The organism is Streptomyces sp. NPDC002564 (assembly GCF_042889645.1).
GTDB lineage: Bacteria > Actinomycetota > Actinomycetes > Streptomycetales > Streptomycetaceae > Streptomyces.
This window is the reverse complement of sequence record NZ_JBIARE010000013.1, coordinates 135,636-148,449: the sequence shown is the minus strand read 5'-3', so window position 1 is coordinate 148,449 and position 12,814 is coordinate 135,636. Positions and strand designations below refer to the sequence as shown.

General features: G+C 72.6%; 12 protein-coding genes. 8 read left to right on the top strand and 4 right to left on the bottom strand.

Annotation, left to right across the window (positions count from 1 at the left end; genetic code table 11):
- The first annotated feature begins 72 nt into the window (after positions 1–72).
- The 3 genes from ACFYXE_RS33560 to ACFYXE_RS33550 all read left to right on the top strand — a co-directional run bounded on the left by ACFYXE_RS33560 (position 73) and on the right by ACFYXE_RS33550 (position 3,172).
- Positions 73–1,815 (top strand): lytic murein transglycosylase, encoded by a 1,743-nt coding sequence (locus tag ACFYXE_RS33560; protein WP_389319114.1) that lies wholly within the window; start codon positions 73–75, stop codon positions 1,813–1,815.
- A gap of 172 nt (positions 1,816–1,987) precedes the next feature.
- Positions 1,988–2,122: an SPW_0924 family protein gene (locus tag ACFYXE_RS33555; protein WP_389319112.1), complete on the top strand. Its 135-nt coding sequence runs from the start codon at positions 1,988–1,990 to the stop codon at positions 2,120–2,122.
- Positions 2,123–2,167: 45 nt separating this feature from the next.
- Positions 2,168–3,172: a DUF3068 domain-containing protein gene (locus tag ACFYXE_RS33550; protein ID WP_389319110.1), complete on the top strand. Its 1,005-nt coding sequence runs from the start codon at positions 2,168–2,170 to the stop codon at positions 3,170–3,172.
- Between the two features lie 20 nt (positions 3,173–3,192).
- Here ACFYXE_RS33550 and hrpB read toward each other — a convergent pair whose 3' ends face one another.
- Positions 3,193–5,745: an ATP-dependent helicase HrpB gene (hrpB, locus tag ACFYXE_RS33545; protein WP_389319108.1), complete on the bottom strand. Its 2,553-nt coding sequence runs from the start codon at positions 5,743–5,745 to the stop codon at positions 3,193–3,195.
- Between the two features lie 4 nt (positions 5,746–5,749).
- Positions 5,750–6,571, bottom strand: coding sequence for a class I SAM-dependent methyltransferase (locus tag ACFYXE_RS33540; RefSeq protein ID WP_389319106.1), 822 nt, complete (start codon positions 6,569–6,571; stop codon positions 5,750–5,752).
- 347 nt (positions 6,572–6,918) lie between these two features.
- Between ACFYXE_RS33540 and rpsA the strand changes: the two genes are divergently transcribed.
- On the top strand, positions 6,919–8,430 hold the full coding sequence (gene rpsA, locus ACFYXE_RS33535; RefSeq protein ID WP_361170772.1) for a 30S ribosomal protein S1: 1,512 nt from the start codon (positions 6,919–6,921) through the stop codon (positions 8,428–8,430).
- 160 nt (positions 8,431–8,590) lie between these two features.
- Here rpsA and ACFYXE_RS33530 read toward each other — a convergent pair whose 3' ends face one another.
- A complete protein-coding gene (locus tag ACFYXE_RS33530) occupies positions 8,591–9,562 on the bottom strand; it encodes a right-handed parallel beta-helix repeat-containing protein (RefSeq protein ID WP_389319104.1) in 972 nt (323 codons plus the stop codon).
- 329 nt (positions 9,563–9,891) lie between these two features.
- On the opposite strand from ACFYXE_RS33530, the gene ACFYXE_RS33525 reads away from it, so the two are divergent.
- The 4 genes from ACFYXE_RS33525 (at position 9,892) to ACFYXE_RS33510 (ending at position 12,379) form a co-directional block, all read left to right on the top strand.
- Entirely contained in the window at positions 9,892–10,830 is a 939-nt protein-coding gene (locus ACFYXE_RS33525; protein WP_361170778.1) for a PAC2 family protein, read from the top strand.
- Positions 10,831–10,853: 23 nt separating this feature from the next.
- A complete protein-coding gene (gene coaE / locus ACFYXE_RS33520; RefSeq protein ID WP_389319102.1) occupies positions 10,854–11,453 on the top strand; it encodes a dephospho-CoA kinase in 600 nt (199 codons plus the stop codon).
- Positions 11,454–11,486: 33 nt separating this feature from the next.
- Positions 11,487–11,870: a DUF3592 domain-containing protein gene (locus ACFYXE_RS33515; RefSeq protein WP_389319100.1), complete on the top strand. Its 384-nt coding sequence runs from the start codon at positions 11,487–11,489 to the stop codon at positions 11,868–11,870.
- A 125-nt stretch (positions 11,871–11,995) separates the two neighbouring features.
- Positions 11,996–12,379 (top strand): tetratricopeptide repeat protein, encoded by a 384-nt coding sequence (locus ACFYXE_RS33510; protein WP_361170787.1) that lies wholly within the window; start codon positions 11,996–11,998, stop codon positions 12,377–12,379.
- A gap of 25 nt (positions 12,380–12,404) precedes the next feature.
- Here the strand turns inward: ACFYXE_RS33510 and ACFYXE_RS33505 are convergent, their stop codons facing one another.
- The gene (locus ACFYXE_RS33505; protein WP_389319171.1) at positions 12,405–12,665 is read right to left on the bottom strand and encodes a DUF6343 family protein; all 261 of its coding nucleotides are present in this window, start codon (positions 12,663–12,665) and stop codon (positions 12,405–12,407) included.
- Between the last annotated feature and the right edge of the window lie 149 nt (positions 12,666–12,814).

Below are 12,814 nucleotides of genomic sequence, written 5' to 3'. Positions count from 1 at the left end.
CGTGGAGAAAGAAGCGTGCACGGACGTGGGGGCGGCGCGCAACAGTCGTCAAAGGGGAGGGGTGGCTCGGTCATGGCGCCGGTATTCGGCAGGCGACTGCGCAGAGGAACGGTGACCGCCGCGGTGGCCGCGGCGGCGGTGGCGGCGCTGGCCGCCTCACAGGCCCCGGGCGCGGCGATTCCACGCGACGAGCGGGCGGCGGGCGCCTCGGACACGCCGCCGCCGGGCTCCGCGACCGGCGACTCCCCGTACTTCACCGACCTGCCGCCCCTGCAGAGCCCGGTCCCGCCCACCGGCGCCCCGCCGAACGGCGGCGACAAGGACGCCGAGGCGGGCCTGCCGGCCACCGTCCTGGACGCCTACAAGAAGGCCGAGTCGGCCCTCACCGCCGACGGGCCCGGCTGCAACCTGCCCTGGCAGCTGCTCGCCGCCATCGGCAAGGTGGAGTCGGGCCAGGCCCGCGGCGGCCGCGTCGACGCGAACGGCACGACGCTCAAGCCGATCCTGGGCCCGGTCCTGAACGGCGACGGCTTCGCGAAGATCACCGACACCGACAAGGGCGCCTACGACGGCGACCGGACGCACGACCGCGCGGTCGGCCCGATGCAGTTCATCCCGTCCACCTGGGCGACGTGGGGCCAGGACGGCAACAGCGACGGCAAGAAGGACCCCAACAACATCTACGACGCGGCGCTCGCCGCCGGCCGTTACCTGTGCGCGAACGACCGCGACCTGTCCGTCGAGGCCGACCTGCACCAGGCGATCCTGAGCTACAACCGCTCCACGGAGTACCTGAACACGGTCCTGTCGTGGCTGGAGTACTACCGCAAGGGCACCCACGAGGTCCCCGACGGCCGGGGCGTGCTGCCCGACGACCGCAGCGACACCCGTTACCCCTCCGTCGGCGCGACCCCGCCCCCGCCCCCGGTGCAGCCGAAGGCCCCCTCGTACACGCCCCCGCCCAAGCCCCGCCCCGACGACGGCAAGCCGGGCGGCGACGGCGGCGGCAAGCCCAAGCCGCCGGGCGACGGCGGCGGCCACGAGAAGCCGGACCCGCCGGCCTCCGTCGAGGTCGACGTGCTCGCGAACGCGGGGACGGGTGACCTCGTCGCGAAGACCGGCGACGCCTTCGCCGAGCGCGTCGCGGTGCGCGCCGAGTCCGACAAGGGCGACGCCGTGCCCAAGGCGAAGGTGAAGTTCACCGTCGTCGGGGACACCGACACCCGTTTCGACGGGGGCGCCCGCAGTGCCGTCGTGACAACCGGCAACTCGGGCAAGGCCACCGCTCCGGTGCTCGAAGCGGGCGAGAAGGCGGGCAAGTTCACCGTGCGCGCCACGGTCGTGAACAGCAGGGCGACCGGCGTCGACTTCGACGCGGAAGTCGCCGAGCGCCGGGCCGACGCACTGGCGAGGACCAGCGACAAGGCGCTGGTCGGCGCCCCGGGCAAGGAGTTCGCCGACCAGGTCGAGGTCAAGGCGACGGACCACGGCAAGGTCGCTGCGGGCGTCGCCGCCACCGCCACGATGATCAAGTCGGCGACGGACGCGACCGCCAACGACAAGGGCCCCTACTTCAAGGACGCGGACGGCAAGCCGGTCCGCACCCTCAAGGGCCTCAAGACCGGCCCGAACGGCGTGCTGAAGCTCCCGAAGATGTACGCGGACGACGCGGCGGGCACGTATCTGCTGCGCATCGTCACGCCCGGCGGCGGCACGCTCACCGTCGAGCTGAAGGTGACCGCGCCGGAGCCCGACGCGACCCCGTCGCCGACGGCCTCGTCCGGCGCCTCGCCGAGCGCGTCCCCGAGCGCCTGACCGGGCGGCCCCTCCGGCCGCCGCACGCGTCCACCGGACCGCCCCTCCGCCACCCACGGCGGAGGGGCGGTCCGTGTGTGTGCAACGTGTTCTCATCTCGCCCGTCCGTTGCTACGGTGCCCGCCCTGACGCCCTATCAGTTCCGGCCGCACGCCGGACCGGGAGGCCCTGTATGCGCGCCCTCATCGCCGCCGCCACCGGCCTCGCCGTCGCGTTCGCGCTGGTCCTGACGGTCACGGCGATCGGCGCCCCGTCGGGGGAGACCTCCCCCGAGCCGCTCCTGACGACCGTCCCCGAGCACCCGTAGACCCACTGTCCCCCGGCACCCACAGACGTAGGGAGGGGTCGCGCGATGCACCGCAAGGCCAGCCTCGTCCTGCTCGCCCTCGCCGTGTTCTGCACGGCGATGTCCCCGCTCATGCGCTGGTACGCCTTCCCGCGGCTCGCGAAGGTCCCGCCGAGCCAGTACCAGGAGGCGGTCCTCGAGGCGGACGATCCGACGCTCATCGACTACGGCTCCATGAAGGCCAAGAAGCTCGACAAGGTCACCATCGTGCAGACCCTCAAGGGCAACGTGGAGGCCTCCGAGAAGATCGAGAAGAGCGCGGACCGCGACGTCGTGGTCTGGGACGCCCTCTCCTACGTCCAGGACGACCGCGGCAAGATGGTCTCCAAGATCCCCGAGCGCTACATCTTCGACGCGCACAGCCAGGAACCCGTGCACGCCACCGGCGAGGCCGTCGACGGCGACCCGGTCAAACGCGAGGGCATCGAGTTCAAGTGGCCCTTCCTGACCGAGAAGCGCGACTACGAGTACTTCGACGCGCAGGCCCGCATCACCCGCCCCATCCACTACAAGGGCACCCAGAACTTCCGCGGCCTGAAGGTCTACTACTTCGAGCAGACCATTCCCTGGACCAAGGTGCCCTTCCCCAAGACGATGCCCGTCAAGGGCATCACCCCGGAGTCCCTCGCCAAGACCGGCACCACCCGCTGGTACACGACCGTCCGCAAGTTCTGGGTCGAACCGACCACCGGGGCGCCCGTCTACGGCGAGGAGATCCAGAACAACGAACTGCGCGGCGGCACCCTGCTCGGCGACCGCGACAAGGTCACCGTCTTCTCCGGGCACGTGAAGATGCGCGAGGACTACATCAAGGACACCGTCGACCTGGTGAAGTCCCAGCGCGTCCTGGTCCTCCTGATGACCTCGTACCTGCCCTGGGGCTTCCTGGTCCTCGGCGTGCTGCTGCTCGCCCTCGCGCTGTGGCTGGAGGCCCGCGGCCGCAGGCCCGGCGACCCGGCACCCTCCGCCGAGGCCGACCCCGAACCCGAACCCGAGCCGGTCAACGCCTAGGGGCCTGCCGCCCCCCGGCGTCAGCCGCCCGCGCCCCGGCGGGCCTGCCCGGCCTTGGTGTACCGGGTCGGCTCGGCCGCCGCCGGGTCCTCCGGCCAGGGATGCTTCGGGTAGCGGCCGCGCAACTCGGCCCGCACCGCCCGGTATCCGCCGCTCCAGAAGGAGGCCAGGTCGGCGGTGACGGCGGCGGGACGGCCCGCGGGGGACAGCAGATGGACGACCACCGGCACCGCACCGTCCGCGATACGCGGCGTGCGGGCCAGGCCGAACATCTCCTGGAGCTTGACGGCGAGCACCGGCTGCCCGGGGTCCGCGTAGTCGATCCGGATCCTGGACCCGCTCGGCACCTCCAGGCGCTCGGGGGCGAGCGCGTCCAGACGGGCCGCCTCGCCCGTCGCCCACGGCAGCAGCCGGCCGAGCGCCTGCCCCGCCTCGATCCGCGCCAGGTCCGCCCGCCGCCGGGCCCGCGACAGCTCGGGCTCCAGCCAGTCGTCCACGCGCGCGAGGAGGGCGTCCTCCGCCACGTCGGGCCAGGGGGCGCCCAGGTGCCGGTGCAGGAACGCGAGCCGTTCGCGCAGCTCCCGCGCGCCCCGGGACCAGTTCAGGAGCCCGGTGCCCTCCTCCCGCAGGCCGCTCAGGAGCGCCCGGCGGATCAGGGCGGGATCAGGCTTCTTCAGGGGGCGCACCGCGAGTTCCACCGCGCCGAGCCGCTCCACGTGCCGTGCCACGAGCTCACCGCCGCCCCACGCCACTTCGTCGCCCGCGGAGCGCAGCGGCGCCGCCGCGTCCCGTGCCACGTCCTCGTCGACCTGCCCGGCCAGCAGCACGCGCGCGTGCCCCGCGCCCACCGGCCGGTCCGCCACGGCGACGGCGAGCCAGCGCGCCCCGGCCAGCGCCGACCCCTGCAGGACCTCGGCACGCGTCCCGCCCGCCATCAGATACGTCCCGCCGCCCACGCTCCGGGCCACCCGCTCGGGGAACGCGAGCGCCGCCACGAGCCCGGCGACGTACTCGTCGCTCGCCGCGGCCCCGCCGCCGTCCCCCGCACCCGGCGCCGAGGACGCCAGGCGCCTGGCCTCCGTGCGCCAGCGCGCCGCATAGGAGTCCCCGCCCCGCCGGGCGGACCGCCAGGCCCCCGCGAGATCGTCCCCGTACTCCCGCGGCGGCTCCTCGCTCAGCAGGGCCACCGCCTCCGCGGCCCGCCGGCCGCCGACCCGCGGGGCCGCGTCCAGCAGCGCCCGCGCCAGCCGCGGATGCAGACCCACCCGGGACATCCGCGTCCCGCGGTCCGTGGCACGCCCGGTGTCCGCCGCCACCGCTCCGACCGCCACCAGGACCTCCCGCGCCGCCGCCATCGCGCCGCCCGGCGGGGGATCGAGCAGCGCGAGACCGGCGGCGTCCGGATCGCCCCAGCACGCCGCCTGCAGGGCGAACGCGGCGAGGTCGGCCACCTTGATCTCGGGCGCGGGGAACCGCGGCAGCCGCCCGTCCTCGGCCTCGGCCCAGCACCGGTACACCGCCCCCGGCGCCTCGCGCCCGGCCCGCCCCGCCCGCTGGCGCCCCGCCGCCTGCGAGGCCCGCACGGTGGTCAGCGCGCTCAGCCCGCGCGCGTGGTCGACCCGGGGCTCGCGCGCCAGGCCCGCGTCCACGACGACGCGCACCCCCGGCACCGTCAGGGACGACTCCGCCACCGCCGTGGCGAGCACCACCCGGCGCCCCGCCGACCCCGCGAGCACCGCGTCCTGCACGGCGGCCGGGGCCCGCCCGTGCACCTGCAGCACCTCCACGTCGCCGAGCCCGGCCAACTGCCCCGCCACCCGCGCGATCTCGCCGACCCCGGGCAGGAAGCACAGGACGTCGCCCGCCCGCTCGGCCAGCGCCCGCCGGACCACCGACGCCACATGGGTCAGCAGCGCCGGGTCCACCCGCATCCCGTGCGGCGGCCGCACCGCGCGCGGCGGCGGCGCCCACACCACCTCCACGGGGTGCGCGATCCCGTGCGCCTCGACCACCGGCGCGTCCCCGAGGATCCGGGCCCAGCCCTGCGCGTCGGTCGTCGCCGACGCCGCGACCAGACGCAGCTCGGGCCGCAGCGCGGAGCGCACGTCGACCAGGAAGGCGGCCACGGTGTCCGCGTCCAGGTGCCGCTCGTGGCACTCGTCGAGGATGACGACGTCGACGCCGGACAGCTCCTGGTCGCGCTGCAGCCGCTGCAGCAGCACCCCCGTCGTGACGACCTCCACGCGCGTGTGCGGGCCCACCACGCGCTCCCCGCGCACGGTGTAGCCGACGCGCTCGCCCGCCTTCTCGCCCAGCAGCCACGCCATCCGCCGCGCGGCGGCCCGAGCGGCGATCCGCCGCGGCTCGGCGACGACGACCCGGCGCGCACCGGCGTCCGCTCCCGGGAGGACCCCGTCGAGGAGCCCCGCGAGGGCGAGCGGCACCAGCGTCGTCTTGCCCGTGCCCGGCGGGGCGCACAGCACCGCGCCGCCCGGCCCCTCCAGAGCGGTGCGCAGGGCGGGCAGCGCGTCACGTACGGGCAGGTCCAGGGCGTCGCTGCGGGGGTCGCTCACGTCCTCAGTCCCGCACGCACACGTAGATGGCCGTCCCCGGGATCAGGTTTCCGCGCAGCGGGGACCAGCCGCCCCACTCCTGCGTGTTCCAGGCAGGCCACTCCGGCTCCACGATGTCGACCAGCCGCAGGCCGCCGGCCACGATGTCCCGCACCCGGTCGCCGATCGTCCGGTGGTGCTCCACGTAGACGGCGTTGCCCTCCTCGTCCTGCTCCACATAAGGGGTGCGGTCGAAGTAGGAGGCGGACACCGACAGGCCCTCGGGGCCCGGCTCGTCGGGGAACGCCCAGCGGACGGGGTGCGTCGCGGAGAACACGAACCGGCCGCCGGGCCGCAGCACGCGGCGCACCTCCTTGAGGACCAGCACGGGGTCGGCCACGAAGGGCATCACGCCGTAGGCGGAGCAGACGAGGTCGAAGGTGCCGTCCCGGAAGGGGAGCACGCCCGCGTCGGCCTGCACCAGCGGGACGTTCCCCCCGATCCGCAGCGCGTGCTGGAGCTGGCGGTGCGAGAGGTCGAGCGCCACCGGGCGCGCGCCCTGGGAGAGCAGCCAGCGCGAGCACTGCGCGGCGCCGGCCCCGATCTCCAGGACGTCCTTGCCCTTGAGGTCCTCCGGCGGGCCGAGGAGCTCCGCCTCGACCTCGTCGAGACCCTCGGGTCCCCACACGAAGCGGTCGTCCCCGAGGAACGTGCCGTGCTCGATCTGGTACTCGTCCGCGTTCCGGTCCCACCAGCCGCGGTTCGCGCGGCTGCTCTCCGTGACGTCCGCGGCACGGCGGGTGGCTTCGGGCTCGGGCAGCTCGGACTCTTGGATGATCGGCTCCATCGTCGTAATCTTCCGTCGAAATTCCGTCGCGAGGGGGCGCGATGCGGCCCGTGTGGCCTCATGCGACAGGTTTTGTGCCGGGTATGCGGCGATCCGCCCCGGGTGTGCGCCTTCGCGCATTGACCCTGCCCGGCAGCCCCCGTATGCTACAAGTTGCGCTGCGAGCCTGCGCTCCTCAGACATAGCAGGCTGCGCTCGCGTCTGTTGCATGTCCCCTCGGTTGTCGAGGCGCCTTCCGTTTCGCGGAAGTCGCGCTTCCTTGGCTGTCCGGCTTCTGCAGAGTGCGAAATCGGCTCCGGCGTTGCAGTACCTACGACTTCAATGTCCGTACCGGAGCCCTTACCCACATGACGAGCAGCACCGAGACCACCGCCACCACCCCGCAGGTAGCGGTCAACGACATCGGTAACGAGGAAGCCTTCCTCGCCGCGATCGACGAGACGATCAAGTACTTCAACGACGGCGACATCGTCGACGGCGTCATCGTGAAGGTCGACCGGGACGAGGTCCTGCTCGACATCGGTTACAAGACCGAAGGCGTCATCCCGAGCCGCGAGCTCTCCATCAAGCACGACGTCGACCCGAACGAGGTCGTCGCCGTCGGTGACGAGATCGAGGCCCTGGTTCTCCAGAAGGAGGACAAGGAAGGCCGTCTGATCCTGTCCAAGAAGCGCGCTCAGTACGAGCGTGCCTGGGGCACGATCGAGAAGATCAAGGAAGAAGACGGCATCGTCACCGGTACCGTCATCGAGGTCGTCAAGGGTGGTCTCATCCTCGACATCGGCCTCCGTGGCTTCCTGCCGGCCTCCCTCGTCGAGATGCGCCGCGTCCGCGACCTCCAGCCCTACGTGGGCAAGGAGCTCGAGGCCAAGATCATCGAGCTGGACAAGAACCGCAACAACGTGGTCCTGTCCCGCCGTGCCTGGCTCGAGCAGACCCAGAGCGAGGTCCGTCAGACCTTCCTCACGACCCTGCAGAAGGGTCAGGTCCGCTCCGGCGTCGTTTCCTCGATCGTCAACTTCGGTGCGTTCGTGGACCTCGGCGGCGTCGACGGTCTCGTGCACGTGTCCGAGCTGTCCTGGAAGCACATCGACCACCCCTCCGAGGTTGTCGAGGTCGGCCAGGAAGTCACCGTCGAGGTTCTCGACGTGGACATGGACCGCGAGCGCGTCTCCCTGTCGCTCAAGGCGACGCAGGAAGACCCGTGGCAGCAGTTCGCCCGCACGCACCAGATCGGGCAGGTTGTTCCCGGTAAGGTCACCAAGCTCGTTCCGTTCGGTGCGTTCGTGCGCGTCGACGAGGGCATCGAGGGCCTGGTCCACATCTCCGAGCTGGCCGAGCGCCACGTGGAGATCCCGGAGCAGGTCGTCCAGGTCAACGACGAGATCTTCGTCAAGGTCATCGACATCGACCTCGAGCGTCGCCGGATCTCGCTGAGCCTCAAGCAGGCCAACGAGTCCTTCGGTGCCGACCCGTCGGCCGTCGAGTTCGACCCGACCCTGTACGGCATGGCCGCGTCCTACGACGACCAGGGCAACTACATCTACCCCGAGGGCTTCGACCCCGAGACCAACGACTGGCTCGAGGGCTTCGAGACCCAGCGCGAGGCTTGGGAGGGCCAGTACGCCGAGGCGCAGCAGCGCTTCGAGCAGCACCAGGCCCAGGTCATCAAGTCCCGCGAGGCGGACGCCCAGGCCGAGGCCGAGGGTGCTGCGGCTCCCGGTGGCGCGGCTCCGGCCGCCGGCACCGGTGGCGGCGGCGGTTCGTACTCCTCGGAGTCGGACGACAACTCCGGCGCCCTTGCTTCGGACGAGGCGCTCGCCGCGCTTCGCGAGAAGCTGGCCGGAGGCCAGAGCTGACCTCGCGTCGCTCTCGCTAGGCGGTAGCTGAACGTCGCGGGCCCGCATGTCCCTCCGGGGAGATGCGGGCCCGTTTCGTGTGCCGGGTTCGTCCGTGGGTCGTGGGGGCGGGCGCGCGGCTCCCCGCGCCCCTGGAGGCTTGACCCTTCGGGACCGGCTCCTACGGAGTCACCGTGATGTTCGTCAGGCCCTTGCCGCCCGTCACCGTGTTGCTCGCGTAGACCGTCGTGCGGCAGCTGCCGCTGTAGTTGGTCACGTTGATCGCCAGCTGCTTGTCGCCCGTCGCGCCCGTCAGGGTCGACTTGTTGCCGCGGAAGACCGTGCCGCAGCCCCAGCCGGACTGCTGGGTGTGGGTCTCGAAGCCGTTGTTCGTGGTGTTCTTGCCCGTGTTGTTCTCGATGACGTAGTCGTTGCCCTTCACGTCGATCCACGAGTCGTCGTAGTTGTTGCCGGTCAGGCCCCTGCCGTCGAACGTGTTGTCCGCGACCCTGCCGCCCGTGGTGCCCTCCTTGAGGTCGATCGCCTCGCCGCCCACGTCCGGGCCGATGGTGTTGCCGGTGATCGTGACGTTGTCGCTCCGGTCGGAGAGGGTGTTGGCGCTGCCCACGTAGACGCCCTCGCCCATGCCGCGGTCGTCGTTCCCGGTGTCGTAGATCCGTGAGTTCTTGATGACGCCGTCGCTGCTCGACTTCCGGAAGTGGACGCCCTCCATGTCGAGGCCGTGGACCGTGACGGTGTCCACGACGACGCCCCGCGCGGAGTCGATCATGATGCCCTTCTGGCCGCCGGTGACGGTGACGCCCCGGACCGTCCAGTAGGCGGCGCCGTTCAGGTGCAGGCCGTAGCCGCCGCCCGCGGTGAGCACCGCCTTCGGCGAACCGGTCAGGGTGATGCGGGAGTTGGCGCTCGCCGCTACGGAGGTCTTGAAGTTCCCGGTGTACGTGCCGTCGGCGAGGTGGATCGTGTCGCCGGGGGCGGCGGCGGTGAGCGCCGACTTCAGTTCGGCGGCGGTGGAGACCTCGACGGTCCGCGCCGGGGTGGGCGCGGCGGTCGCGGTGGCGGCCGCGGCCAGGCCTCCGGAGGCGGCCGTCGCGGCGATCAGGGCGGTCAGCAGGGTGCGTCGGGTGCGCATGTGGGGTGGCCTTCCCGTCGGTTCGCAGGGTGGAGTGCTGGGAGGTGGGTTTCTTGAATTTCCCGTACGGCAGTTCCTGTACATGAACGTGGGGTGCGCATATGAACGTACGGGCGGGGCATGTGCGCGTCAAGGTATGGACCAGAGCGGACCTGTTCCGGCTCCGGGCGGATCGCCGGGTGGGAGGGGCGGCGTCAACTGGCAAGCTCCTTGCGGGGGTTCACGAGTATGAAAGGCGCCGCTCCCGGGGCCGGGGGCGGGCGGATGGCCGGGAATGCACGGGTGCGCGCGCGTGTTCTTCGGTAGGAACACGAGGAGGAGCGGTCACAGTGCTTGATCCGCAGGGTTTGTACGCATGGGAGCCGAAGGGCCTCGCCGTCGTCGACATGGCGCTCGCCCAGGAATCGGCCGGACTGGTCATGCTCTACCACTTCGACGGATACATCGACGCGGGCGAAACCGGCGACCAGATCGTCGAGCGGCTCACGGACAGCCTTCCCGGGCAGGTGGTGGCGAGATTCGACCACGACCGGCTCGTCGACTACCGCGCCCGCCGCCCGCTGCTCACCTTCCGGCGCGACCGCTGGAGCGACTACGAGGTGCCGACGCTCGACGTCCGCCTCGTCCAGGACGCCACCGGAGCGCCCTTCCTGCTGCTGTCCGGCCCCGAGCCGGACGTCGAGTGGGAGCGCTTCGCGCAGGCCGTCCAGCAGATCGTGGAGCGGCTCGGCGTGCGCCTGTCCGTGAACTTCCACGGCATCCCCATGGGCGTCCCGCACACCCGCCCGGTGGGCCTCACGCCGCACGGCAACCGCACCGACCTGGTGCCGGGCCACCGCAGCCCGTTCGACGAGGCGCAGGTGCCGGGCAGCGCGGCCTCCCTGGTCGAGTACCGCCTCCTGGAGGCGGGCCACGACGTGCTCGGCGTCGCCGCGCACGTGCCGCACTACATCGCGCGCTCCGCCTACCCCGACGCGGCCCTCACGGTCCTGGAGGCCATCACCGCCGCCACCGGCCTGGTCCTGCCCGGCGTCGCCCACGGCCTGCGCACCGAGGCGCACCGCACGCAGACCGAGATCGACCGTCAGATCCAGGAGGGCGACGAGGAACTCGTCGCGCTCGTCCAGGGACTTGAGCACCAGTACGACGCCGCGTCCGGCGCCCAGGAGCGGGGCAACATGCTGGCCGAGCCGGCGGACATCCCGTCCGCCGACGAGATCGGCCGTGAATTCGAACGCTTCCTGGCCGAGCGGGAGGGCGACGCGTAACGCCAGGGCCTAAGCTGCCGGTCATGCTGAAAGTGGGCCTGACCGGCGGGATCGGCGCCGGCAAGAGTGAAGTGTCGCGGCTGCTCGCCGCGTCCGGTGCCGTCCTGATCGACGCGGACAAGATCGCGCGTGAGGTGGTGGCGCCGGGAACTCCCGGTCTGGCGGCCGTCGTCGAGGCCTTCGGGCCGGACATCCTCGCCGAGGACGGCTCGCTCGACCGGCCAAGACTCGGCACGATCGTCTTCGCCGATCCCGAGAAGCTCGCCGTCCTCAACTCCCTCGTGCACCCCCTCGTGGGTGCCCGCTCCGCCGAGCTCGAGGAGGCCGCCGCCGACGACGCGGTGGTCGTGCACGACGTGCCGCTGCTCGCCGAGAACGGCCTCGCGCCGCTCTACGACCTCGTGGTCGTCGTCGACGCGAGCCCCGCGACCCAGCTGGACCGCCTGGTGCGGCTGCGCGGCATGACCGAGGAGGACGCCCGCGCGCGGATGGCCGCGCAGGCCACCCGCGACAAGCGCCTGGAGATCGCGGACGTCGTCATCGACAACGACGGCCCCCTGGAGGGCCTCGCGGAGCGGGTCGGCGCGGTCTGGGCCGACCTGGCGCGCAGAGCACGCGCCTGAGGAACCCGAGGGCCTGGGGAAGGGGCGGGGACAGTGGTCGTACTGGCGGCGTTCACGGCTCTGGGGGGCCTGGTCGCGGCCCTGGCGGGCGCGTACGGGCTGCGGCAGACCCGGCGGATCACCGCGGCGGGAGCGGTCGCGCAGGCCCTGGTCAAGGCGGCACCGCCGGGCACCGAGCGGCCCACGCTGCAGTTCGAGACCGGGGACGGCCGGGTCGTCGAGGTGGTGTCGCCCGTACCGCCCACCCGGCGCAGGCCGCTGGCCCCGGGGGACGTGGTCGACATCGCGTACGACACCGGGGATCCGCGCGAGACCGTGCTGCTCGGCGGCGAGCGTGCCGGGCTCGACCGGGCCTTCGTCGGCGCGGGCGCGGTGCTCGTGGTGCTCGGGGCGGTCCTGGCCGTCGCCGCCCGCTGAGCGCCCTCCCGGCCGCCCCCCCCGCACGCAGGAGGACCGGCGCGGGAACGCGTGGGGGACATGGGTGCGGAATAGGCGGGGGTGCGGCGCGCGTTGATGCCGGAGAGCGAGGGAAGGAGCCCGGCGTGCCCGAAAATACTCCGGAGACTCATGTCATCGATTTCCGTGCGGCGGAACAGCTCCTTGCCGCGCGGGATCCGCGTGGTGCGGTGAAGCTGCTCGACACCGTCATCGACGCCCACCCCGAGAACACGGCGGCCCGCCTGCTGCGCGCCCGCGCCTTCTTCGCCGCCGCGCAACTGCGCGCCGCGGAGCTGGAGTTCAGCATCGTCCTGGAGCGCGAGCCGGACAACGCCTTCGCGCACTTCGCGCTCGCCCGCACCTACGAGCGGGCCGCGCGGCCCGAGCAGGCGCGGCGGCACTTCCGCCTCGCCGCGGCCCTGGATCCGCAGCCCGAGTACCTGGCGGCGGCCCGCTTCGACGAGGGGCGGCCGGGCGAGGAGCGCTAGGGCCGGTGGGGTTCGGCGACCGGCCCTAGGGCCGGTCCTGCGGCTCGTACGGAGGGATGTCGGGGCCCGGCTGGTAGTGCGGGCCCTGACGCATGCGGTGCACCACCCACGCCAGGTCGGCGGCGACCACCAGCAGCAGCACCCCGCAGGCCACCGCCCAGCCGGCCCGGCCGACCAGGGCGAAGGCGACGGTGCCGAAGACGGCCCAGACCAGGCCCCACACACTGCACCAGAAACGCATCCGCAGCGGGCTGCGCGCGGTCGACGGTTCACTGCCTGTGCGCATCATCAGAGGTCATCTCCTCCCTCCAGGATAAGAACGCCTCCGGGAGGCGCAGGAGAGCAAGCCGCAGGACAGCAAGCTTCAGGAGAGCAAGCTTCAGGAAAGCAAGCCTCAGGACAGAGAGAGGGTGGGAACGTGCTGGCGGCGCTCAG

What these genes read in the sequence shown, in the direction of transcription:
- ACFYXE_RS33505 (WP_389319171.1), bottom strand. Translation starts at nt 12,665, where the DNA reads ATGCGCACAGGCAGTGAACCGTCGACCGCGCGCAGCCCGCTGCGGATG.
- rpsA (WP_361170772.1), top strand. Translation starts at nt 6,919, where the DNA reads ATGACGAGCAGCACCGAGACCACCGCCACCACCCCGCAGGTAGCGGTC.
- ACFYXE_RS33540 (WP_389319106.1), bottom strand. Translation starts at nt 6,571, where the DNA reads ATGGAGCCGATCATCCAAGAGTCCGAGCTGCCCGAGCCCGAAGCCACC.
- coaE (WP_389319102.1), top strand. Translation starts at nt 10,854, where the DNA reads ATGCTGAAAGTGGGCCTGACCGGCGGGATCGGCGCCGGCAAGAGTGAA.
- ACFYXE_RS33550 (WP_389319110.1), top strand. Translation starts at nt 2,168, where the DNA reads ATGCACCGCAAGGCCAGCCTCGTCCTGCTCGCCCTCGCCGTGTTCTGC.
- ACFYXE_RS33530 (WP_389319104.1), bottom strand. Translation starts at nt 9,562, where the DNA reads ATGCGCACCCGACGCACCCTGCTGACCGCCCTGATCGCCGCGACGGCC.
- ACFYXE_RS33555 (WP_389319112.1), top strand. Translation starts at nt 1,988, where the DNA reads ATGCGCGCCCTCATCGCCGCCGCCACCGGCCTCGCCGTCGCGTTCGCG.
- ACFYXE_RS33560 (WP_389319114.1), top strand. Translation starts at nt 73, where the DNA reads ATGGCGCCGGTATTCGGCAGGCGACTGCGCAGAGGAACGGTGACCGCC.